Genomic DNA, 21628 nt, shown 5'->3' with positions numbered 1-21628 from the left:
CAGGGGCTTGGTTCAGAACAGTTCATCCCCAGTCGTCCTCGTCGTCCTCCTCTGCCGGAGGCCAACACAGATCCACCACCACTGGCGCATGGTCGCTGGGCTGCTCGCGTCCTCGTTCCTGCTTGTCGATCACGCAGCCTCGTGCAGTGCTGAGCAAGTCGTCGGAAAGATAAATGTGGTCGATACGCCAGCCGCTGTCACGGTTCCAGGCGCCGCTTCGGTAATCCCACCAACTCCAGTGACCCGCATCAGGTTCAAACACGCGGAACACGTCGTTCATGCTGTCGCCGAGGGCTTGCTGCAAGGCCTCCCGTTCGGCGTCGGTGGCCATGATTCCTCCGCTGAGGCGCTCAGGGGCATGGATGTCACGGGGTTCCATCGCAATGTTGAAGTCCCCCACCACACAGAGGGGTTCGTCTCGCGTTCGTGCTGCTTCGAGATAGCGCTTGAGGCACGCCAGCCAGCGCAGTTTGTAGGGATATTTTTCTGACGTCAGACCAGATCCGTTCGGCACGTAAAGGTTCACCACGCGCACACCGTCGATCAGGGCGCTGATCACCCGTTTCTGCTCCCCGAGTTGCAGGGCTTCGTCATCCTCAGCCAGTTCACCGATGAAGCCTTTGCGCACATCGTCGAGTGGCTCGCGGCTGAGCATGGCCACGCCGTTGTAGGCCTTCTGGCCATGGAAGCTGAGCTGATAGCCGCTCGATTCGAAGGCGGCTGCAGGAAAGAGGGGGTCATCCACTTTGGTTTCCTGTAAGCAGAGAAGATCCGGCTGGGTGCGCTCCAGCCAGGCCAGCACATGCTCCAGACGGGTGCGTACGGAGTTGACGTTCCAGCTGGCAATCAGCATGGGGTTCCTTCCATCGTTGGTGACCCTTAGCATTGATCTCCACCGGAGTCAGACGATGCTGCCGATCCAACGACGCCTTGCTGTGATCGCCATGGCTGTGGCGTTGAGTGGAGCAGGTGCTGCCCAGGCTCAGGCTCCGCTTTCTGGCTACCAGACTCCGGCCGAGCAGGAGATTTACAACACAGAACCAGGAAAACCCAAGGGGTCGGTGCTGGATGCCACCAACCCAATGGATCTGCTCAATCGGCTGCGTCAGGCCACGTCAATGGACGATGCCACCGATCCCTCCGACGCCATTGACGCTGCCCTCAAGGGGTGGGAGTCGCAGACCCCAGGTTCGGTTCAGTAGCCGTCGTTCCCTCACCGACGGATCTGGCGCGGTTCGTCACCAGCCCCCAGCGGGCTGCCAAGGCATCCAGAGCCTGCGTGTCGGTTTTGGTTGCCATCTGCCTTTGCCGTGCTGTTTCGAGCAGCGCGAGGGCTCTCTTCCGTTCCCCCTGCTCCTGCCTGAGTACGGCCTCGGCCAGCAGAGGCCTGGCATCTTGCGGCGCTTCCTTGCTGAGTTGTTGATAGGTGCTGAGGGCAGCGCTCGGTGAACCGCTTTGTCGTTGAAGATCAGCCAGCAGAAGGCCGATCGGCATCCGTTCCGGTTTTGGACTGGTGCTCAGGGCTGACTGCACTGACTTCACTGCCTCAAGGTGACGGCCCTGCTGCAGCCGAAGCAAGGCCAGCGTCTGCAGCACCTCCAGCTCATTGGGTTGCAGCCGCATGAGGATCAGCAACTGCGTTTCGGCTGCCTTGGGATTGCCGTTGCGCAGTTGCAGCTGGCTCAGGAGCAGGCGCCAGCGCCAGGCCTTGGGCTGGGCTGTCAGCTGTTCCTCCACTAACACGATGGTTTCAGGGAGTCGTCCGAGGGCCAGCAGGCGTTCGATCAGACGCCGCTCGTCGGCTGAACTTAGGGGCCCCTGCTCACGTCTGCTGAGCAGGGCACTCACCTGAAGATCCACTTCGATCCGGCTGGGTGATGGCGTGGACTGACCATTCATCAGCTCACTGAGCAGCCACCCCACTCCCAGGGCGACCAGCAGTCCACCCCCCAGCCACCAGCGCTTCTGTCCTGCCACCGATTTCGTCCTTTCCCCGCCAGGTCCGATCAGTCTGGGGGGCATCTCCAATGCTGGCTAGAGTTTGTTGCGGGCCACTGCATGCCCTTTCTGACTGATGCGCGACCATCCGATTTCCCCGGTCACTGAACCGTTGCAATACCGGGCCATCGGCGTTGTCCGCGGCACCTACCGCCCTGAATCTGACGAGCAGCTGACCCGTGGGGTGCTGGTCGATGACCAGGGGCAGGAACTGGAGGCCGTGGTCCTCGGCCGGATGCTCACACTGATGCGTCGACACCTGGCGATGGAGCAGCCTCACCTTTGGGTGGTGTACCCCCGCTCTCGCGATGGCGGCCATCTGCATCTTCAGATTGCTGGGATCTGGGAGCCGAGCACTCTTGAGCGCACTGATCAGTCGCCCCTTGCCGAGGCGGAGCCAGTGCACGACACCCTGCCGGAGGGAGATGATTTTTTCTCCATCCGCGGTGAGCTGATCTTTACGCGCCCGGAAAGTGGTGACCTTGTGGTCAAGGTGCGCCAGCAGCCCCGTGCGGATGGAAGTCGCCCGCTCCCTTTCAAGCTTCAGCTCAAGGGTGAGATCCCGCTTGATCAGCTGCGACATTTCGTCAGCCTCGATGTGCGACGTCAGGGGCAGGATTTGCAGGTTGAAAACTGCGAGGCGATTGCGCCGATGCCCACTCGCGGCGGCAAGGGTCGGGGAGGGAAGGGGCGAGGTCGCCGGGCCGAGGCCTGATGGAGCCTTCCTCGCCCTCTGAACGTCCTCAATCCCAAGGTTCGGTGTCGAGTGGCACTGCTGGAGTGGTTGTGGGCGGAGCCACGCTGGTGGGTGTTGTTGGCCCTTTGGTGGGAATCTCCCCGGCCTGGATCGCCGTGGGCGTGATCGGTCTGCTGGTTGGTTTCACTGTGGATGCTTCTCAGTGGCAAGGTCTGGGGGGTCACTTGCTGGCAGAGGCCTTGCCCGGCGGCCGGGCCCGATTACGTCGGATTGCTTGCCATGAGGCCGGTCATCTACTGCTGGCTCAGGAGAACGCGTTGCCTGTCAAGCGGGTGCTTGTAGGCACCAGGGCCTGCCTTCAGGCTGGAGTGCGTAGCAACGGTGCGACCGAATTTGTGATTCCCGACAGTGTGCGCATGCCACTGGAAGAACTCAGGCGCTGGAGTCGGGTGCTGCAGGCGGGCATCGTGGCTGAAACCTTGCTGTATGGCTCAGCCCGTGGTGGTGCGGATGATTCTGCTCTGCTCGGTCGTCTTTGGGGGATGTCTGGTCATGACGTCGACACCGCCCAACGGGAACAGCGGCGCGCACGCCGGGAGGTGGATCAGTGGTTGCGACAAGAGAAGCCCCGGCTGGAACAGCTGGCTGAGCAGCTCCTGTCATCGCCCCAGTCCGGAACGGTTGAAGCCGGATGAGCACCCTTGTGGTCGACTGCCCCACGGGTCTCGCGGGCGACATGCTGCTCGCTGCCTGTCTGGATTTGGGGGTGCCTCCGGAGGTCATCCATCAACCATTGGCAGCCCTCGGCCTCGGCGATGCCTATCGGTTGGTGGTGGAGGAGAGCCTGAATGGAGGCCTGCGAGGACTCCAGCTCGAGGTGGAGGCCTCTGCGGCAGCAGAGCATCGTCACTGGCGGGACCTGCGCCTGCAGATCACTGAGGCCGCTTTGGATCCCTTGGTTAAGACTCGCGTGCTGGCGGTGTTCTCTGCCCTGGCAGAAGCCGAGGCGGCCGTGCATGGCAGCTCTCCGGAGCAGGTTCATTTCCATGAAGTGGGAGCGATCGACAGCCTGGTGGATGTGGTGGGTGTGTGTGCCGCCATCACATTCATGGCGCCGAAGCGACTGCTGTGTCTTCCCCCGCCTGCTGGTCGGGGAACCGTTCAGACCGCCCATGGATGCCTTCCCGTCCCGGTACCGGCTGTCTTGGAACTGGCCCGAAAGCACCGGGTCCCGCTCCGATCAGGCCCTGCTCTCCCCAGTGGTGAACTCACCACGCCAACGGGGTTGGCCCTGATGGCGGTCTTGGCAGAGGCGTTCGAGGAGCCCGGCGACCTCGTGGTGGAGGCGATTGGGGTTGGGCTAGGACACCGTCAACTTGATCGTCCCAATCTTCTGCGTCTGTTGCGAGTGGATGAGATGCCAGTACAGGCAGGGGAGCTGGCTGAGCCAAAGGCCCCACCGGAACAGCAGAATCTGGCTTGGCAAGAGCTCGTAGTTCAGGAAGCCTGGATTGATGATGCCTCCGCTGAAGACCTTGCCCACCTTGCGGAAAGCCTGCGCCAGGCGGGTGCGCTTGAGGTGGTCACCACGCCTGCGTTGATGCACAAAGCCCGCCAGGGCGTGGCGATGACGGCGCTGCTCCTTCCAGATCGGGCCGCGGCGTTGAGGGCTGTTTGGTTTGGGCAGGGCCCCAGTCTGGGCTTGCGTGAACGGCGCCAGGGTCGTTGGCTGCTCTGGCGAAGGATGGGTCTCTGCCCATCTCCCTGGGGTGATGTGCGTGTGAAGCAGGTGCGCAGGCCAGGTGGACACACCACGCTCAAAGTGGAACACGACGAATTGCGTCGTGTCAGCCTGCAGGCAGAGGCCTCGATCGAACAGGTGCGGATAACAGTGTTGGCGCAGGGCGATCGCTTCAGACCTCTTGAGGATTGGTCGCTGTGAAGCTGCAGCTGCCGGGCGGACTTCGGCTCTGGGTCACGCTTGCCAGTTTTGGCTTCGTGGGCTGGGCCCTGTCCGGCCACATCGCTGGTCTGAGCGACCTGTCGATCAGTGCCCGGGGATGGTGGTGGCTTCTGCTGGGTTTGGCCTTCAGCTGGATGAGTCTGGTGGTGAATGCTCTGGCCTGGCGGGTGCTGGTGGATTGGCTGGGCCATGGACGTGAATCCCTGGCGCTCGTGCCTCTGCATCTGCGCACCAATCTGCTCAAGTACCTGCCCGGAGGCGTCTGGCATTTCGTCGATCGCCTGCGCACCCTGCAGCCCAGCCTCGGTGCCAACCGAGCTTTGGTGTCGGTGTTGCTGGAGCCGCTGGTGATGGCTGTAGCGGCCCTGCTCTGGGTGCCTTTTGGTGGTTGGCAAACAGGGTTGGCACTGTTGTGTGTTCTGCCGTCCGTTGTGCTTCTTCCCCGTTTCCGGGAGCCGCTGCTGAAGAGGCTGGAGCGGGCCAAATGGAAGCAGATCAATCGGGCCGATGCAGACACGTTGGCCCCTCTTGATCCCAACACTCTCGGCAGTGGTCGCGGCGGTTACCCCTGGTGGCCCCTAGCGATGGAGATGGGTTTTGTGCTCTGCCGGTTCGCCGGATTCTGGTGTTGCGTTCAAACGTTCGGTCTCGGCGAGGGGCACCCTCTGGGGATCTGGCTGGCAGGTTTCTCCCTGGCCTGGACGGTTGGCTTGGTTGTTCCTGCGGCCCCAGGAGGCCTTGGGGTGTTTGAGGCGATCCTGCTGCTGCGACTGAGTGGTTTTGTCGCTGAAGCCCCGCTGCTCGCCGTCGCCCTCAGTTACAGATTGGTGGTGACCTTGGCCGACGTGTTGGCGGCGGGAGCGGTGTTCCTGGATCAGCGGGCTTCGTGGCCCTTGATCGGTGCTGCGAGGGCCGAGGATGCGGATGCGTCCGCGAAGCGTTGAAGATCCCTCTGATGCTCGAGCCTGGTATGCGCAATGCGTAGGGCTGTGTTGTCGTTGGGCTTGATCGCCACTGCCTGGGTGCCGCTTGCGGGGCTGGCTTCCGGATGGGACCGATGACCGCCGTGGATCTGCCGTCCTGGACTGATGCTCTCCCTTGCCCGCTATCGGCAGGTTGGGAGCTGGTGCGGCAGCAGGCCTTGCCTCGACGGGCGGATGATGGCAAGCCGCTGGGTGGGTTTTCAGCGGCGGCGTATGCGGCTGATGATGACAAGCTCTGGTTGCTGAGTGATGCGCCTCAGGGGCATCTGGTGCCTGTTCGGGGCTTGGCCCGTTGGATTCAAACCGGCCGGCCTCTGGAGATGGGGCTGAGTCTCATGCTGCGCAGGTCACAAGGCAAACCGTTGCCGGTGCGTCTCGATGGAGAGGGGCTGGTGTTGCGAGGCGACCAGGCCTGGATCGTCAGCGAAGGTCACCGGCAACACGATCGTCCGGCTCAGCTTCTGCGGGTGTCTCTGCGGGACGGACGCCTTGAGCAGCAATGGGATCTGCCTCGGACCTGGCAGTTCTCCGATGGCTTTGGGCTAGCGACCAATAAGGGACCTGAATCTCTCACCTCTCGTGCGGATGGTTCCCTGCTCGTTGCAGCGGAAGCACCCTTGCTTCAGGACAAGTCTGTCGTTGGTTTCGATCAGGTTCGGCTTGCTGCGTTCAGCCTGGATGGAGGCTGGAGCGAGCTCGGGTCTCTCCCGATTGGACCTGCCGTTCGTTCATCGTCCATGGTGCAAGGTCTGACCGAATTGCTGGCCTTGCAGGATCACCCCGGTGTTCTGGCTCTGGTGCGTCGTTATCAGCCTCCTGCTCAGTGGGGGGCGCGGTTAGTGCTTCATTCCGGCGCTCCGGTGCTCCAGCCTCTCGTGGGATGGGATCTTCTCGATGCTGGTCTGCCGGCGGATAATTGGGAGGGATTGGCCTGGGGGCCGCGGCTTCCGGACGGACGGCGCACTCTTGTAGCCGTGAGCGACGACAACTTCAACCCGCTTCAGCGAAGCTGGGTCACCGTGTTGGCTCCTCGTCATGCATCGCCGTTCGGCGCTCAGCCTGCTCGGTCTTGGCAGTGCGGGCCTGGTGCTCTCTCAGTCGACTGAGGAAGGAGTGGCTTCTGCCTTGTCGACCTCGACAGGGCCCTCCTGGCCGTTCACGCCCGTGGCCACACCCTTGCCGCTGGACAGTGATGGTCTCTCCACTGCTGAGCAGAGGGAGGTGTATCGCCGCGTGAGCATCGACGACCGGCTGGTCGTGCCTGAGGAGTTCCGAGCCGATCTCATCGCGGCTTGGGGAGACCCGCTTGCCAATGGTCGGTTTGGCTTCAACAACGACTATCTCGGCTTTGTGGCTCTGGGGACGGACCGCGCCCTACTGAGCGTCAATTTCGAATACATCAGCCCTCGGCCATGGGCGGATGGCTTTGCGGACGTGATCGCTGCACCGCTGCCCTGGCAAGGCTTGGTGGATGCGTTGGCGTCCCGCGGCGGTGTGATTGATGCGAGTGCTCTGGAGTCTGATGATCCGCTTTTGGATCTGATCCGGACTGTGAGTGATCAGGCCATGGCTGATCTGGGAATCGGGGTGATTCACCTGCGCCGGTCGGCTCAGGGGGTGTGGACTCGGCATCTGGATCCTCGTGAGCGCCGTATTGATGGTCTGGCTGGTTGGTACAAGCCGGAGCGTTGTCTTCAGACCACAGGCCCTGCTCAGGCGGTGTTCTCGGCCTCTAGCCGGATTGGTTACGACGATGGACTTGGTACCGCTGTGATCGGCACCTTCGCGAACTGCGCCGGAGGCATGACCCCCTGGGGCACGGTGCTCAGTGCCGAGGAAAACTTTCAGGTTCAAGTGCCAGAGGCGGTGTATGCCGATGGCAGTGCCCAGGCACTGCAGGCTTGCCCCTTTGAGTGTCGGGAGGGGCGTCTTAAGGGGCTGGGCAATGTCTATGGTCTCGCCGGCAACAAGTACGGCTGGATGGTGGAGATTGATCCGCTGGATCCGCACTCAACCGTGCTGAAACATTCCGCTCTTGGGCGCTTTCGCCACGAAGCTGTGGCGGTGCGGGCTGTGGCCGGTGAATACCTGCAGGTGTATTCGGGCTGTGATCGCCGTGGGGGGCATCTCTATCGCTATGTCAGTGCGGAACGGCTTAGTTCGCCTCAGGATCCGTCCAATTCGCGCTTGCTTGAGAAGGGTGAGCTGCAGGTGGCCCGCTTCAGTCCCGATGGCAGTGGGGAGTGGCTGCCTTTGCGTCCCGAGACGTCTGTGCGGCCTTTTCTCCCGAGCGCGTATGCGGCGGCGGGGATCGACTGTCCGCTTGCCTTGCCCCATTGCGATCGAAGCCAAGCGGGTGCAGAGCTCTTTCGTGACGATGAGGCCGTGGCCGCTTATGCCCGCCTTTACCCTGATTTGGCCAGCCTCTACCTGGGCAAAGGTGACGCCTTGCAGGGGGCCATCTTGGTGGATGCCCATCTCGCCGCGAGTGCGATTGGGGCTACGCCGACGGCGCGCCCCGAAGACACCGAACTCGACCCGATCAGCGGTGACCTGCTGGTGGCCTTCACCTCAGGGACTGCCGATGGTCAGGGCGGAGCAGACCCGGCGATTTTTCGAGGCCCTGATGGCCAAGCCACCTGGTCGCATGGCTGGGTGATGCGGATCAGTGAGGTGGATGGTTGCCGCTTTCGGTGGCGCATGGCTGCCACCGGGGGGGAACCCTGGTGCGGAGGGCTGGGATTCTCCAATCCCGACAACCTTGCCATCGATCGCGGCGGGAATCTTTGGGTTGTGACCGATCACGTCGGCCAAGATGCAGACGTCTTCGGCAATAACACTTGCTGGTTCATTCCCCGTGCAGCGAAAGGCAGCGCGGAGTTGGCAGCCTGTTTCGCGATTGCTCCGATGGAATCGGAACTCTGCGGCCTCAGCCTTGATGGTCAGGAGCGCAGTCTGTTCCTGGCGGTTCAGCATCCAGGTGAGCGCAATGGCCGTCGCCTTCAAGGGGCTGAGGTTGTGCAGGCCCATCAGGTTCAGGACAGCGATGGCCAGCCGATCAAGCAGTTACGCACGGTGCCATTGGGGTCAAACTGGCCAGCCCAAGCACCAGCTCGCCCACCGCGACCGGGGGTGGTGGCGGTTCAGCGCCGAGACGGTCAATCTTTGACCGGGTTCTGATCCTTGGGGCTGTGGTCGAGACCTGGCACCAGAGCCAGAGATGCCATCAGGCCGAGGGCCAGAATCATGAGCGTTGGCCATAGCGCTGCCGCCAGACGCTCATCGCTGGCGTACTGATACACCCGAACTGACAGCGTGTCGAAGTCGAAGGGGCGTAAGGACAAGGTGAGCGGTAGTTCTTTCACGGTGTCGACGAACACCAGTAAGCCACCCACAGCAAGCGGGCCGCGCAGCAGTGGTAAATGAATGCGTTGCAGCACATCAGGCCATCGACAGCCGAGGCCGGTGGCCGCCTCGTCGAGGCTGGGGGAGAGTCGTTCCAAGGCGGCGTCGAGGCCTCCTTTGGCGACGGCCAGAAAGCGATCGCTGTACCCCCAGAGCAGGAGCAGGAGTGGGGCCAGTTGCCATGGCCCGCCCAGCAGCAGCAGGCCTAAGGCCAGCACCACGCCTGGGATCGCGTAGCCCATGCCAGCGAGGAAGGTGAGGCTTTGGAGCCAGCGGGCTTGGCTCCAGCGTTTGGCGATGGAAAGCAGCAGGGCTGCCACGAGTGCAATCCCGGCGGCGGCAAGGGCTAGGCCGAAGCTTCGCCCCGTGAGCAGCAGTAGTTCGGGTGAGAGCCCTTGTCCGAGTTGGTCAACGTTCATGCCCGCCCAGAGCAGAGGAGTGCCCAGGCTCAGCAGGGGTGGAATGGAGCCAAGCAGCTGCGCTGTGATCGCCCGGCCTCCATGCAGGGGCCAAGCCGGGGATTCGCCTCCGGCGACTCCTTCTGACCAGCGACGACTGCGCCGACGCATCTGACGCTCTCCTCCCAGCAGCACCATCACGATGCAGAGGGTGATCAGGGCCAGACCAACAGCACCGGCAGGGTTGCCCTCCGTTTCCCAGGCCTGGAGGATTCCCGAGGAGAGGCTGGGGATGCCGAGCAGGCGCACAGCGCCAAGTTCATTCACCACCTCCATGCCCATGAGGGCAATGCCGGCACCGATTGCTGGCATTGCCATTGGCAGCGCGATCCGCCAGAAGCTGTTCCAGGGGCCGACGCCAAGGCAGCGACAGGCCTCCAGTTGGCGGCGGCCGCAGATCGTGAAACTTTCCGTGCTTAGGAGAAAGACGTAGGGATAGGTGGAGAGTGCCATCACCACCACCCCCCAACCGAGGCCATAGATGCGCACACCATGGGGGCTGCCAAGGTCCACCAAGGTGGCGGCGAGGAGGTAGGAGGGGGTGGCCAGCGGAATCAGCTGAGCGATGCGCAGGAGTCGGCGTCCTGGGAAGCGGCAATTGGCGAGGAGCCAGCCATTGGTAGTGCCGACTAGGGAGCCCAGCAAGGTGGTGCCGATCAGCAGGCTGATCGTGCCTCTGATCTGCTCAACACCATCGGCGCCCAGACTGGCTGACCCATCCCTCATCCCTTGGAGCCCTGCTCCAATTAGCCCGACCAGGGGGAGCAGCGCCAGCACTGCCAGCAGCATGGCCAGAAGGCTGAGCAGCCTGCGGTTTGGTCCCCAGAGGATGCGTTTCGAGGGGCTTGGTGACCCAGCTGGCTGACTCATCGCCAGCGATTAGCAGTCATCAGCTCCACGGCTTTGCCCTTCAGTGCCGAAGCCAGGAGTCTCGAGAGGGATGCGGTTCGTAGCCAGAAGGCCCTGTTCAAACTGAACCGCATTAGCGCGTATCGGGACGATGATAATGATACGCAATAGCGCTTTGTGTTGGTCGCTGCAGGCATCAAAAAACCCGCCTCTTGGGCGGGGATGAGTCGCATGGTGATCACGGCACCTTCAGCGCCGGTTGGTTCGAATCGGAATGGGAACGAGGGAGGGTTCCATGAGGCCGCCACCGCTGTTGTCGTCGTCGGAGTCGGCAAGCATCAGCACAGCAACGCAGATTGCTGTGAGCGCGAGCGCTGCGGTAAGGAGTTCAACCATGCCGTCTCCCAAAGTCATGTCACCTTAAACACGTTGACCAGATCCTGCTTGTCGTAATTGCAGCCCTGTCATCCAGAGGCGTGTGTTAGCTGAATCCTTTGCCAGCATCCTTGGCCACACAGGCCTGAAGTTGCTTGCGCAAACAGCTGTGGTCGAGATCGCGGCCGATGATCACCAGCTGGTTCTTGCGCGCTCCGGGCCAGTCGCTGTCATCGATGGAGAAGCGTTTGCCCGCAAGGTGAAACACATGTCGCCGCTCGCTTTCGTTGAACCAGAGGATCCCCTTGGCACGGAACACAGAGGAGGGGAGCTGATTGTCGAGGAAATACTGAAATTTGCGTAAGGAGAAGGGTCCATCGCTTTTGAAGGAGAGGGATGTGTACCCCTCGATCGCTAAGTGGTCGGCATGGTTATGGCCGTGGTCGTGGTCGTGGTCGTGGTCGTGGTCGTGGTCGTGGTCGTGGTGATGGTGCCCGTGTTCGCCATGGTTGTGGGGCTCATGGTCGTGCTCATGCCCGCCATGGTGATGGTGCTCATGCCCGTGCTCATGCCCGTGCTCATGCTCATGCTCGGCTGGGCTGACGACCCGATCGCTTTCAAACAGACCCACGCTTAGGAGCAGAGGAAGCGGTACGTCGCCTTTGACGGAGCGCAGGATGCGTGCATCCTTCTTGACATCGCAAAGCTTCTGCTCGATGCCCTGGAGGCGCTCCTCGTCAACGAGGTCTGTCTTGTTCAGGAGAAGAATGTCGCCATACACAACTTGGGAACGTCCAACTTCACTCGCCAGAAGCTGGTTGTCGAAATTCTCCGCATCAACGAGAGTGATGATCGAATCGAGCCGGGTCTTGTCTCGTAGCTCGCTGCCAAGGAAGGTCATGGCAACCGGCAAGGGGTCCGCCAGACCAGTGGTTTCGACGACTAAATAATCGACTGGCTGAGGTCGGTCCAGGACCCTGTCCACTGCCTCGAGCAGCTCGTCGTTGATCGAACAGCAGATGCAGCCGTTGCTGAGTTCCACCATGTCGTCGCCGGCACTGACCACCAGGTCGTTGTCGATGCCGATTTCTCCGAATTCATTCACGAGAACGGCTGTCTTCATGCCGTTTTGATTGGTGAGGATGTGATTGAGCAGAGTGGTTTTGCCTGCCCCCAGGAAGCCCGTAAGAATGGTGACCGGCACACCGCTGGTCTGGATCTCTGTACTGGGAGATGAAGCGGTCATTGGCTGTCGCAGGTGAAAAGGGCGCTCATCGGCCGCCAGATTTGCTCATGCTGGCAGGGATCAGCTCAGCGCGTCGATCGCCCGCGCCAGGTCGAGGTCGAGATTGGAAAGTCCGCCCAGATCATGGGTGCTCAGTTGGATCGTGACACGGGAATAAACGTTGCTCCAGTTGGGATGGTGGTTCATGGCTTCTGCCAGCAGGGCGACCTGGCTCATGAATCCCCAGGCGCTCACGAAATTGGAAAACGTCCAGTGGCGTTCAAGCCTCCCATCCACCAGTTGCCATTGAGGCAGGGTCTGGGGAAGTGCCTGGATCTCCGCTTGATTGAGCAGGGTTGTTGCCATGGTTCTGGCTGATCTGCGCTCAGTCTGGGTTGAACAAGCTGCCTAACGTGTGGATGTCAATGTCTTGATGGTGTGAAGCTCCAACACTGGAGACTGGTGGGAGGCGTCATGGGTGCCACCGCCGTTGGTGGTGCCCTCATCCATTCAGTTTGTGCGCCTGGAGCTTGGGGCCAGCGCGTGGTCCCCAAGCTCCGGGAGATCTGTCCAATGGGATATGTGGATACTGCTAAGGGGACCTGCAGCACTCTTGGGCTGATGACCCACACCGTGCAACCGTCGAAGGGTGAGGCTTGCCCTTCGGGATGGGCCAATGCAGGTGGAGGCTATTGCCGCAAGAGCGATGGAAGCTAGTTCAAGCCGTCCTGATTGCTTGATTCCCTCTTCGATTGGCCTTTTTAGATAATGCTTCTATTGGTTTAATTGCTTTCGCAGGTAGTGGCTCTACCTCTCTAATCAGTGGAAAGGGCTTGGGTCCCTGTCCTAGTCTTCAGACAGTTAGTTTGAGCGAATGACTGTTGCTCCTGTCAAGAGGCCTGGTGTTGTTCTCTGGGCAAAGGTGTATATGGGTGCGTTGTCTTTGATGTATTTAATTTTGATTCTTTTGTCGCCCTTGATGTTTCTGTCAGGCGAAGAAGAGGCTTTCGTTACTGGTTTGGTCTTTCTTGTTTTAGGGATACCTTGTCTTGTGATCTCATTTGTTCCACTCTTTCTGCCTCCGAAGCCATGGGTTTGGGTGTGGATTCTTGTTTTGATTGCCATCGGTATGACCAGCATGTGTTGCCTGCCGGTCACGATCCCGCTTCTGATCTTCTGGATCAAGCCTGATGTCAGGCGCTATTACGGCAACGTTGTTACCTAGGCAGTAAGCCTTCTGTTGTGGTTCCCTGAATGGTTTTGTGGCTCTGCCTGTTATGAGCCGGTCTCGAAGGGTTGCGGCTGAAGGGATAGGGGTGAGGTTGCTTGTGTTGAGGCGATCGTCGTTGGGAAGTGTTGTCCAGTCGGTATACAGCCTTATGTTCGTAGCCTTCTTGTAGGCCTTTTGGTTTCAATCTTCCTGCTGGGTTGACACCAGTTGTGCTCGTTTGTGTTGGGCGCATCGTGGGCATTCCGTATCTGCTTGACGGGAGAGCCTTTGTCAAGCAGCTTCTTTGTGTCTAAAGCTTGTTGCTTTTTGCCCGGGTGTATTGGTTTTCAAAAAGGTGAGTGTTGGTGTGAGTGTCAAAGGTGAGGCGTCATGCATTGCTGTTTCAAGCTTTTGCTGAGTCAGCTGATGTTGTAGGCCACGGTGTTAGATCCCGAAGAGCCTGGCCTGTTCGACGGCTGCCCTGAATACGATTGCGTGCCGTTCTACGAGCGGGGTGATCGCGTCGTAGCCGCCGCCGATCACGGTGGCGATCGGAAGGCTTCTGCGTAAACAGGCGTCAATCACCAGGCGGTCGCGATTCAGCAATCCCTGGTCGGTGAGGCGAAGTCGTCCAAGCTTGTCGTCGCGATGTGGGTCTACACCTGCGTTGTAGAAAACGAGATCTGGCTTCAGGTGATCCAGTAGATCTGGTAATAGATCACCGATGGCAGCCATGTAGGCCTCATCATCGGCTTGATCCTCAAGGGGGATGTCTAAGTCGCTGCTCACCTTGCGCAGAGGAAAGTTGCTGGCGGCATGCACCGACAGGGTGAACACCCTTGGCTCCTGGGCGAAGATGGCGGCGGTCCCATCCCCTTGGTGGACGTCCAGATCGATCACCAGCACCTGCTGCACAAAGGCTTGCTGAAGCAGCACTGAGGCGGCGACGGCACAGTCATTGAAGATGCAGAACCCGCTGCCGAAGCTGGGATGCGCATGGTGGGTGCCACCGGCAAGATGGCAGGCCAAGCCTGTCTCGAGTGCCAGACGAGCTGTGAGCAGGGTGCCTCCTACTGCCAGCCAGGTGCGCTGCACCAGGGGACGGGTGCATGGCAGGCCAATGCGGCGTTGCTCTTCACGGGTGAGGCTGCCCCGGCAAAAAGATTGGTGGTACTGCCGATTGTGCGCGAGTTCGAGATCACGCCTGCTGATGCTCAGTGGCCGGTGGATCTGTTGTTCCTGAATGAGGGAGCTGTGCAGCAGATGGTGATAGAGCAGCTTGAATTTGGCCATCGGGAAGCGATGGCTGCTCGGTAGGGGGGCTGAATACAGAGGGTGGTAGACAAGCGGCAGCACAGCCGGTTCAAATCAAACCACCGGCACAGTCTGATGGATTTGAACCGCGGTTCAGGCTGCTTTGGAGATCAGCCTGTGGGTGCTCAGTTGGTGATGCGCGAGATTGCTGGCATAGAGGCGTCCGGCAGCATGGGCCTCTCTTAACGACTGGAAGTTGCCAACGAAGTCATAGTCGGCGCCGTTCAAGGTGGCGGCTACTGCAAACAGCCGTCCGGACACCTTTGTGACGGTCCAGCTCAGGTGGCAGGCCGGCGCTTTGATTGGGTCGCTCACGAGACAACCTCCGGTCATGTTTTCAGAGTCTGACAATTCCGGGATCAGGCGGGATCATCCTTAGTCGTTCTTCATCACCCTGGTGGGTGAGCGCAGCTCACTCAGACTGGCTGGGGCACATCGTCAGCTTCACTGCTTTGATGAGCCTCGGCTCTGCTTAAGCCATCTGGCAACTTGCCATGATTTCGGCCTGTGTTCCTTGTGTGGGCCTCGAAGCCTCCACGCCTGGGTCTGATCGCTTGTGAAGAAGTCCTGACAAGCAGCGGATGGCAGGGTGGCTGGTCGTGAGGTGCATTTCAGCCCTGAGGGCCGTGTCTGACTCAGTCACATCTGAATGGATATTCGATGTGTTTCAGTCACGCTTCTGAGCCCAGGAGCAGCAGGCTTGGTGGGTTGCATTCGTCTCGCCATGAAACGCGCGCTTGCCATCACCGGCCTGGCGTTGTTCACCGTCTGCACCTGCAGTGTGCTTCCGGTGCTTGCCGATCACCACGGCGATTCAGTGTTCCTCGACGATTTCGATGACGCTGATGATGAGAGGGATCGTTCCTCCACCACGGTGAGTGATCCAGACACCAACAGCTGTGTCGAGGGCAGCGTGATCGGTGGCTTGCTTGGGGCGGGCCTTGGTGCAGCACTTTCGCGAGGCAATGGTCGCTGGATCGGTGTGCCTTTGGGCGGTGCTGCCGGTGCTTTGGTGGGTTGTCAGGTGGATGGAGGCTGAGCGAATCCCAGCGTTTCGCTCAGTGGGCCTGCCTTGTCTGCTCAGCGGTTGAGCACAGCACGTTCCTGGCGGTCAGTGAGATAACAGCGGCCTGCAGTCGCCCCGGAGGCCAGCATCAGTTTCGGGTTGGGTGGCATGGGGATGGCCTGAAACGGCACGGCTGGATCCAGGCTCACCTCCTCTGTTCCCACCACCAGCGCCTTGTTTCCGCTGCTTCGTTCCACCGCACAGGCGAACCATCCTCTGGCTTGGCTTTGTGGCGAGGTGGCGAGCATGCCCACGCTGAGGGCAACGGTGATGGCGAGGCTCGTGCGAGGGCGTTGATATGCCATGGCGCTGGAGGGTTCTCGGGTCTGTTGCCAGCCACCCTCAGACCGTTGTCGGCTTGATGACTTGAGCAAGATCACTTGGGAATGTGATCTTGCTCATGGGCTTGGTGCTCTCCTTGGGATTGCGAGTGCCGACGGTTCTTTCACTGCTTGAGGCTGATCTGTCTGGTGGAGGGCTATCTGCAGTCGTTGATGTCCCAGCGATCGCCCCAGGCCTGTTTCACATGGACGGTCGCTCCGTCCAGTTGTGCCTTCGCTGTAAATGGGCTCACGATGATTGCTGCAGCCAGCAGCGTGATCGCGGCAGGCATCGCCAGACGGATCCAATCTTCTTTCAGCATGGTGGTCTTGTGCGTTGACGTCTTCGACGATGGCCTGACCTGCCTTTGATGTGTTCCCTTGGGGGCAATCTGTTTCTTTGCCGCCTCTTTCCTTTCAGACCTGGTTTGACATCTCAGACAATCTCGGCTGAGTGGTTGTGTTCGTGACTGCAGAGGCGTAAGGCGCATCTGTCGCTTGGTTTGCCAGGCTGGTCTGATCACAGGACGGGAGATCGGAGTGAGCGGTAAAACCGCATGGGATCGTCTCGGTCGTCATCTCCATGAGACCCGGCTTCTTGGCAGCATTCAAAGCACGCTCTATTGGGATCAGAACACCCGGATGCCCGCTGGAGGTGCCCCCTGGAGAGGCGAGCAACTGACGCTGCTGGCCCGTCAGTTGCATCAGCGCCAGAGTTCGGCTGATTACGCCGCGCTTGTCGCTGAAGCTCGTGCTGATTGGCAGCATGCCCGTCGCCTTGAGCAGCTCTCAGAGCGTGATGAACAGGAGCGGGGCAGGAATCTGGAGCTGCTGGAGCAGGATCTGCGCCGTCAGCAGCGGCAGGATCCAGAGTTGGTGGCAGCTCTCGCTACCGCAAAGGCTGAAGGGTATGACTGCTGGCAGCAAGCACGTGCCAGCAATGATTTTCCTTTGTTCGCACCGGCACTTCGCTGTCTGATTGGTTTGCGTCAGGAGCAGTCTCGTCAGTTGGATGAGCCGCGAGGCTGCTGGGAGACCCTGGCTCAGCCGTTCGAACCTGATCTGCGCCTCGATCGCCTGCTTGAGCTCTTCGCTCCCTTGCGCCAGCGCTTGCCGGAACTGCTCGATCAGGTGCAGGCAGCACCATCGACTCGTGGTGTCGATTGGGATCTCAGTGCAGCCCAGCAGCACCGTTTGTGTGATCAGCTCTTGAAGGAATGGGGCCGTGATCCAGCGATCACCTGTGTGGCCACTTCACCTCACCCGTTCTCGATCACGCTCGGTCCGCGTGACTTCCGTCTCACCACAAGGGTGGTCACCGGTCAACCCCTCTCCTGTTTCTTGGCGACCGCTCATGAGTGGGGGCATTCCCTTTATGAGCAGGGATTGCCCACTGCCAGTCATCAATGGTTCGCCTGGCCGTTGGGACAGGCCACATCCATGGCGGTGCATGAAAGTCAGTCCCTGTTTTGGGAGAACAGAGTGGCGCGCAGTGAAGCGTTTGCGCAGCGTTGGTGGCAGCGTTTTGCTGCCGAGGGGTCGCCTCTTGATTCCGCCACGATGTTGTGGCGGGCAATGAATCCGATTGTTCCGGGTCCGAATCGAGTGGAGTCGGATGAGCTCAGTTATGGGCTTCACATCATGATCCGTACAGACCTTGAGTTGGCGTTGCTGGAGCAAGGGTTGCCTGTGGAGGACCTCCCGCGGGAATGGAACCGTCGCTATGGCGAGCTGCTTGGCGTCACCCCTGCCGACGATGCCCAGGGTTGCCTTCAGGACGTTCACTGGAGTGAGGGCCTTTTCGGCTATTTCCCTTCCTATCTTTTGGGGCACTTAGTCAGTGCTCAGCTCAGTGAGGCGATGACGGCAGACATCGGTCCTCCTGAGCAGCACGTGGCCAGCGGTGATGTCAGACCTCTGCTCGCCTGGTTGAGAGACAAGGTGCATTCCGTGGGGCGGGCTCTGAATGCAGAGGATCTCGTGGCGAAGGTGAGTGGTCATCCCTTATCCAGCCAGCCCTTCCTCACCTATCTCGAAGCAAAGCTGATCCAATTGCGCCCGATGGCTGATTGAGGCCCGCGTCTCAAGCTGTGCTTGCGGTGGCTCGACAGGCTGCTTGAAGCTCATGCGAAGGTGGATCACATCGCAGCCCGACTAGCTTCAGATCGCCTGGATCAAGCTGATGGAACCAATTCAACAAGGTTTGGAACAGTCGTTTCGTTGCGTTTGGGATGAATTTAGGCACCAAGCTCGTATAACGCATAAAGCCTTCGATAAATAATGCCTCTTTATAACAATCCGCATGATTATCCGGAAAATAAATTTGTGAGTTACACGTGGGCATCAATCCTTGCCTTTGTGTTTGGCTTCTTTTTCTGGTTTCACACAACTAGGTGGAAGATTCTGTTCGTATATGTCGCAGCAATGGTCGCAGTTTGCTATTTGCCTTCTGTTTATCCGTACTGGCCCAGTATTTATGCATTGATGAATGCTTATTTTGCCCTGATGGCTCCCCGTGTCTGCCATGAAAGATGGAAGTCTCGTGGCTACAGGATTACAGACGAGAGTTACAGTCAAATCCCATATTCGTATATTTCTTTTTTAAAGGTATTGTATAAGATGCCCTCCTTCTGGTTGTTTTAGCCGATTGCTGAAAATAGGCGTGAAAAGACGGTCGGTTCCCGAAGCAAAGGCACTGAGGAAGATTTCATGCCTATTGAATAGCTGATTGCTTCATCTATCTCTGCTTAAATCCGCTCAATCGTGCCAGGTATTGGAGGCTGATTGATGGGTTGGGCGGGCTATTGAAGAAATAAAAAGCCCCTGCAGTTGTAGGGGCTTTGAGTGTTTAAACTCTAAGCTAAAGGAAGGCTGGTAAATCCAAGTCAACAAGCTATCTATCTCCTGCTACGCAGGGTATAACTGCAAAAAAGGTGAACACAAATAACAAACCTCCCGCTACGCCTTCCAGTTCATCTTCTGAAATCTCGGATTGAGCGTTCTTAAAGTCGTCAGTAGAAATCATAAATCCAGCCTCTTTCGCAATCGCTAGAACTGCATCAGAATCAGCAGCTGCTTTCAGCTTCTCCCGAAGGCTAGTGTCAGCTTTGACTTTTTCCAGGAATGCTTTGAGTTGCTCTTCTGACATGGGATAGGTGCTAACACAGTAGTCATAGCACTGCTGGAGGAACTACGCGTTTCGCACCGGGGCTGATTATTGATTAGTGCTAGGCATTGGTGGAGTTTTTGTGGGGTTGATAGGTGTTCTGCAGCAATAAAAATCTCTGTGTTAGCAAGAGTCTCTTCTGTGGCGGGCATAGGGTGACGCCATCACCCCATCATCTCATCCATCTCATCCTTAAACATCGCTTTAACTTGCCAGAAAGTAGTGGCTCCAGCTATGCCTTTATTTGCATAACCACCTTGACCCCCAGTCACTCCTTCCAGCTGATCTTCTGGAATCTCTTGTTGAACCTTGTTCAGCTCATCAGCCGTAATTCTGAATCCTGCATCTTTGGCAATCTTGGCAACCTCATCAGCATCCGAAGCAGATTTGAGCTTCTCTTGAAGACTGTTCTCAGCTTTGACTTTTTCGAGAAAGGCTTTGAGTTGCTCTTCTGACATTAGATGGGCGCTGATAAAGTGATGGTAACGCTGGTTCAGCAATTACGCAGCTCAGGCTGAGTTAAGTATTTATTAGAATTATGTACGACTTCAAGAATCAAGCCTAGCTTAAGAGCAGAGTTTTGATTCCCATGTCTAAAAAGAAGGCTGACGATGCGCTCTCAGTTGATGAGATGAAGAAAATATCTGGCGGTATCAGAGCACAAGGTGGCGGGTACAAGAAGGCCAATAGCAATTCTTCGAGCCAAGAAATGGATTTAGGCGAGGGTGATAAGCCTCTCCAATGGACCATAAATGGGTGGCACATCGAAACCTGACAAATTTCTAGGCTATGGTCTAAAAGACAAGCCACATCTAGACTTAGAGAAGAGTTTTGATTCCCATGTCTGAAACCAGCTCTGACCATGAACTCTCAATTGATGAGCTAAAGCAAGTTGCCGGTGGCAATGATGAAAACAAAAAAGCCAATAATGGGAGCAAGAAAATAGAAGGTGAAGCTGTTGAAGCAAGCGACCCATACGGAAGGAAGTTTGTAACTAAAAATGGTGTTCCTTTTGCCTTGGATTTAACTACTTAGAAGGTCCTGTCACGAACCAACAGAAGTACTGTTTGTCTTGAGATAAGTCCAGTCAGACGCAGATTCAAGTTCACATCAACTTGAGTTACGCGAAGCTCCATTGTTTGTGTCTTCAGGTCTTCCAGGTCAGCAATACGTGCAGGGATCTCTTCGATAGCAGCTTGTAGTGCAGCCATCTGCAATTCATATTGAGGTTGAGTTGTCCTTAGGTCAGCGATTTGGTCATCAATACCGTCAAGGATTTGAGTATAGTTGTTAGCCATTGTCTTTTATGGTTGTAAGGGGTTGTAGGTGACGACTACGTCGCCATAAGGTCAGATGCTAAAAGATTCAGATACGCCTTTAATACGACAATACTCTCTTGAAGGTAGAAGGTAGATAGCTTCGTCTTCAGAGATCCTATGTTCGAATGGATACTTCTCTCTTTCAGAGATTGGATATGCAGCAACATCTGTTTCTGCATTAACAGAAGGATTATTTGGGCCTACATAGTGTTTGTGTTTCATTGATTTAAGTTGGTTATTTATTTGTTTCTTGACTGGTGCTAGGGATGTGGCAGGTTTGGACCACGAGATAGCGACACGTCAGTGTTGTCTATTGAGTGGTCCTATTCGTTTCTTAGGTCTTCAGCTGGTGAGTTCTTGTTGTTTAGCTGCGAACCAATTGGCAATAAAAAACCCCGCACGTGGCGGGGCTGGTGATCGTGTTTGCAGCAGGGGATCAGATGTCGTCACCGCCGGGATCAGCACTGCGGGCAGCCGTCCAGGATCTTTGCTGTCATAAAGGTAGAACCACCAGGACCACAAAAGTCAAGCCCAGTATGGGAACCTACCAATTGGATGGGGTTTGAAATTACTTCCTCCAGCAACTCCATCAAGCTGTTCATCTGACACTGATAGCTCTGCATCAGTCAGCTCTTGATCGAGCAGCTCAGTGTTGTTGTAGTCAGTGTTGAAAGTAGTCATGGTTTGAAAGGAGTGATTTGAAGTTGGGGGTGTTGCCCCCTCGTCTCCTTCAAGATCACAGCATTTCTGGTGAACCCCAGTGCATGGTTGTGGTGGGGAAGCAGGCAAGTTCTGGTGAAGCTCTGGTGAAAGGCTCAGATGCCCGCAAGAGACTCAAGTGCAGACACCACAGTCAATAAAAAAACCGCTCGTCGCGAGTGACATTAGCCCTAAAATTACTCATCAATACATATCTCCGGGAATCAAGGAATACATTTCACCAGGGATGTATTTCATCTTCTTAACAAGTTCGCCAGAGTTTGCAAGTGCTTTGAGGTCGTAAGAGCGCTTTGCGTTTCGTAGTTTTTGGTGCCAGTGGGTTTCTGTGCCTGCACCGCTAAAAGATTGCAGTTGATCGAGTGTGAGTTCGTTGTTGTTCATGATTTCCAGTTAGTAGTAGAGGTCATCCCTCCGACTCACACACCATCGCCGTGATCGCCACCCGCTTCATTGACCTGGGTTAACGGTGTCTGTGATCTTGGTCACACCAGTTCACGGTGGGGGCTACTCCAACAGCTCCAACACTTCTCGTACCTGGTCCAAGGTCGGAGCTACATATC

The 21628-nt window shown here is 58.0% G+C and carries 28 protein-coding genes; 13 read left to right on the top strand and 15 right to left on the bottom strand.

The window, feature by feature from the left end; translation table 11 throughout:
• Positions 1 to 22: 22 nt before the first annotated feature.
• Positions 23 to 853, bottom strand: a complete 831-nt coding sequence (gene xth / locus DXY16_RS01500) for an exodeoxyribonuclease III (protein ID WP_115118919.1) — start codon at positions 851 to 853, stop codon at positions 23 to 25.
• 55 nt (positions 854 to 908) lie between these two features.
• On the opposite strand from xth, the gene DXY16_RS01495 reads away from it, so the two are divergent.
• Positions 909 to 1202: a hypothetical protein gene (locus tag DXY16_RS01495; RefSeq protein WP_244281485.1), complete on the top strand. Its 294-nt coding sequence runs from the start codon at positions 909 to 911 to the stop codon at positions 1200 to 1202.
• Here the strand turns inward: DXY16_RS01495 and DXY16_RS01490 are convergent.
• Complete coding sequence (locus DXY16_RS01490) at positions 1162 to 1977, bottom strand: lipopolysaccharide assembly protein LapB (protein ID WP_170953785.1); 816 nt, start codon at positions 1975 to 1977, stop codon at positions 1162 to 1164. The genes DXY16_RS01495 and DXY16_RS01490 overlap by 41 nt on opposite strands.
• 97 nt (positions 1978 to 2074) lie before the next feature.
• Here DXY16_RS01490 and DXY16_RS01485 point away from each other — a divergent pair, with 97 nt between their 5' ends.
• The 6 genes from DXY16_RS01485 to DXY16_RS01460 all read left to right on the top strand — a co-directional run bounded on the left by DXY16_RS01485 (position 2075) and on the right by DXY16_RS01460 (position 8821).
• On the top strand, positions 2075 to 2713 hold the full coding sequence (locus DXY16_RS01485; RefSeq protein WP_115118915.1) for a hypothetical protein: 639 nt from the start codon (positions 2075 to 2077) through the stop codon (positions 2711 to 2713).
• A complete protein-coding gene (locus DXY16_RS01480) occupies positions 2713 to 3390 on the top strand; it encodes a hypothetical protein (protein ID WP_115118913.1) in 678 nt (225 codons plus the stop codon). Before DXY16_RS01485 ends, DXY16_RS01480 begins: the two co-directional genes overlap by 1 nt.
• Positions 3387 to 4637 carry a LarC family nickel insertion protein gene (locus DXY16_RS01475; protein WP_115118911.1) on the top strand — a complete coding sequence of 417 codons (1251 nt, stop codon included), beginning with the start codon at positions 3387 to 3389 and terminating at the stop codon, positions 4635 to 4637. Before DXY16_RS01480 ends, DXY16_RS01475 begins: the two co-directional genes overlap by 4 nt.
• On the top strand, positions 4634 to 5602 hold the full coding sequence (locus DXY16_RS01470; RefSeq protein WP_115118909.1) for a lysylphosphatidylglycerol synthase domain-containing protein: 969 nt from the start codon (positions 4634 to 4636) through the stop codon (positions 5600 to 5602). The genes DXY16_RS01475 and DXY16_RS01470 overlap by 4 nt, the downstream gene beginning before the upstream one ends.
• Positions 5603 to 5706: 104 nt before the next feature.
• The gene (locus DXY16_RS01465; protein ID WP_115118907.1) at positions 5707 to 6747 is read left to right on the top strand and encodes an esterase-like activity of phytase family protein; all 1041 of its coding nucleotides are present in this window, start codon (positions 5707 to 5709) and stop codon (positions 6745 to 6747) included.
• Positions 6677 to 8821 (top strand): PhoX family phosphatase, encoded by a 2145-nt coding sequence (locus tag DXY16_RS01460; protein WP_115118905.1) that lies wholly within the window; start codon positions 6677 to 6679, stop codon positions 8819 to 8821. The genes DXY16_RS01465 and DXY16_RS01460 overlap by 71 nt, the downstream gene beginning before the upstream one ends.
• Here DXY16_RS01460 and DXY16_RS01455 read toward each other — a convergent pair.
• The 4 genes from DXY16_RS01455 to DXY16_RS01445 all read right to left on the bottom strand — a co-directional run bounded on the left by DXY16_RS01455 (position 8800) and on the right by DXY16_RS01445 (position 12319).
• Positions 8800 to 10374 (bottom strand): iron ABC transporter permease, encoded by a 1575-nt coding sequence (locus DXY16_RS01455; protein WP_115118903.1) that lies wholly within the window; start codon positions 10372 to 10374, stop codon positions 8800 to 8802. The two genes, DXY16_RS01460 and DXY16_RS01455, sit on opposite strands and share 22 nt — an antisense overlap.
• A gap of 228 nt (positions 10375 to 10602) precedes the next feature.
• Positions 10603 to 10767 (bottom strand): hypothetical protein, encoded by a 165-nt coding sequence (locus DXY16_RS14535; RefSeq protein WP_170953782.1) that lies wholly within the window; start codon positions 10765 to 10767, stop codon positions 10603 to 10605.
• Between the two features lie 67 nt (positions 10768 to 10834).
• Positions 10835 to 11974, bottom strand: a complete 1140-nt coding sequence (locus DXY16_RS01450) for a GTP-binding protein (RefSeq protein ID WP_115118901.1) — start codon at positions 11972 to 11974, stop codon at positions 10835 to 10837.
• A gap of 60 nt (positions 11975 to 12034) precedes the next feature.
• Entirely contained in the window at positions 12035 to 12319 is a 285-nt protein-coding gene (locus tag DXY16_RS01445; protein ID WP_115118899.1) for a 4a-hydroxytetrahydrobiopterin dehydratase, read from the bottom strand.
• A gap of 108 nt (positions 12320 to 12427) precedes the next feature.
• On the opposite strand from DXY16_RS01445, the gene DXY16_RS01440 reads away from it, so the two are divergent.
• Complete coding sequence (locus tag DXY16_RS01440) at positions 12428 to 12670, top strand: hypothetical protein (RefSeq protein ID WP_115118826.1); 243 nt, start codon at positions 12428 to 12430, stop codon at positions 12668 to 12670.
• Between the two features lie 157 nt (positions 12671 to 12827).
• On the top strand, positions 12828 to 13178 hold the full coding sequence (locus DXY16_RS01435; protein WP_115118825.1) for a hypothetical protein: 351 nt from the start codon (positions 12828 to 12830) through the stop codon (positions 13176 to 13178).
• Between the two features lie 429 nt (positions 13179 to 13607).
• Here the strand turns inward: DXY16_RS01435 and DXY16_RS01430 are convergent, their stop codons facing one another.
• Positions 13608 to 14519 (bottom strand): histone deacetylase, encoded by a 912-nt coding sequence (locus DXY16_RS01430; RefSeq protein ID WP_244281484.1) that lies wholly within the window; start codon positions 14517 to 14519, stop codon positions 13608 to 13610.
• Positions 14520 to 14570: 51 nt separating this feature from the next.
• The gene (locus DXY16_RS01425; RefSeq protein ID WP_244281483.1) at positions 14571 to 14810 is read right to left on the bottom strand and encodes a hypothetical protein; all 240 of its coding nucleotides are present in this window, start codon (positions 14808 to 14810) and stop codon (positions 14571 to 14573) included.
• Positions 14811 to 15201: 391 nt separating this feature from the next.
• Between DXY16_RS01425 and DXY16_RS15065 the strand changes: the two genes are divergently transcribed.
• The gene (locus tag DXY16_RS15065) at positions 15202 to 15516 is read left to right on the top strand and encodes a glycine zipper 2TM domain-containing protein (protein ID WP_244281482.1); all 315 of its coding nucleotides are present in this window, start codon (positions 15202 to 15204) and stop codon (positions 15514 to 15516) included.
• Between the two features lie 41 nt (positions 15517 to 15557).
• On the opposite strand, the gene DXY16_RS01415 is transcribed toward DXY16_RS15065, so the two are convergent.
• Positions 15558 to 15848: a hypothetical protein gene (locus tag DXY16_RS01415; protein WP_115118823.1), complete on the bottom strand. Its 291-nt coding sequence runs from the start codon at positions 15846 to 15848 to the stop codon at positions 15558 to 15560.
• 173 nt (positions 15849 to 16021) lie between these two features.
• Positions 16022 to 16186, bottom strand: coding sequence for a hypothetical protein (locus DXY16_RS14530; RefSeq protein WP_170953784.1), 165 nt, complete (start codon positions 16184 to 16186; stop codon positions 16022 to 16024).
• Positions 16187 to 16361: 175 nt separating this feature from the next.
• On the opposite strand from DXY16_RS14530, the gene DXY16_RS01410 reads away from it, so the two are divergent.
• Positions 16362 to 17936 (top strand): carboxypeptidase M32, encoded by a 1575-nt coding sequence (locus tag DXY16_RS01410; protein ID WP_371410850.1) that lies wholly within the window; start codon positions 16362 to 16364, stop codon positions 17934 to 17936.
• Positions 17937 to 18756: 820 nt separating this feature from the next.
• On the opposite strand, the gene DXY16_RS01400 is transcribed toward DXY16_RS01410, so the two are convergent.
• Both DXY16_RS01400 and DXY16_RS01395 read right to left on the bottom strand, forming a co-directional pair.
• Positions 18757 to 19011, bottom strand: a complete 255-nt coding sequence (locus DXY16_RS01400) for a Nif11-like leader peptide family natural product precursor (protein WP_115118819.1) — start codon at positions 19009 to 19011, stop codon at positions 18757 to 18759.
• Between the two features lie 182 nt (positions 19012 to 19193).
• Positions 19194 to 19487: a Nif11-like leader peptide family natural product precursor gene (locus tag DXY16_RS01395; protein WP_115118817.1), complete on the bottom strand. Its 294-nt coding sequence runs from the start codon at positions 19485 to 19487 to the stop codon at positions 19194 to 19196.
• 131 nt (positions 19488 to 19618) lie between these two features.
• On the opposite strand from DXY16_RS01395, the gene DXY16_RS01390 reads away from it, so the two are divergent.
• Together DXY16_RS01390 and DXY16_RS01385 are read left to right on the top strand one after the other, a co-directional pair.
• A complete protein-coding gene (locus tag DXY16_RS01390) occupies positions 19619 to 19804 on the top strand; it encodes a hypothetical protein (protein WP_115118815.1) in 186 nt (61 codons plus the stop codon).
• 65 nt (positions 19805 to 19869) lie between these two features.
• Positions 19870 to 20064, top strand: a complete 195-nt coding sequence (locus DXY16_RS01385) for a hypothetical protein (RefSeq protein ID WP_115118813.1) — start codon at positions 19870 to 19872, stop codon at positions 20062 to 20064.
• Here DXY16_RS01385 and DXY16_RS01380 read toward each other — a convergent pair.
• From DXY16_RS01380 to DXY16_RS01370, 3 genes are all read right to left on the bottom strand, one after another.
• The gene (locus DXY16_RS01380) at positions 20061 to 20327 is read right to left on the bottom strand and encodes a hypothetical protein (RefSeq protein WP_115118811.1); all 267 of its coding nucleotides are present in this window, start codon (positions 20325 to 20327) and stop codon (positions 20061 to 20063) included. The genes DXY16_RS01385 and DXY16_RS01380 overlap by 4 nt on opposite strands.
• Before the next feature lie 546 nt (positions 20328 to 20873).
• Positions 20874 to 21029, bottom strand: coding sequence for a hypothetical protein (locus DXY16_RS14975; protein WP_206749540.1), 156 nt, complete (start codon positions 21027 to 21029; stop codon positions 20874 to 20876).
• 222 nt (positions 21030 to 21251) lie between these two features.
• Positions 21252 to 21449 carry a CCRG-2 family RiPP gene (locus tag DXY16_RS01370; protein ID WP_115118807.1) on the bottom strand — a complete coding sequence of 66 codons (198 nt, stop codon included), beginning with the start codon at positions 21447 to 21449 and terminating at the stop codon, positions 21252 to 21254.
• Positions 21450 to 21628 lie beyond the last annotated feature (179 nt).

The sequence above is a fragment of the Synechococcus sp. UW105 genome, from assembly GCF_900473935.1.
Classification (GTDB): domain Bacteria; phylum Cyanobacteriota; class Cyanobacteriia; order PCC-6307; family Cyanobiaceae; genus Synechococcus_C.
The sequence above is the reverse complement of the archived record's forward strand: the minus strand, read 5'-3'. Positions and strand labels throughout refer to the sequence as shown.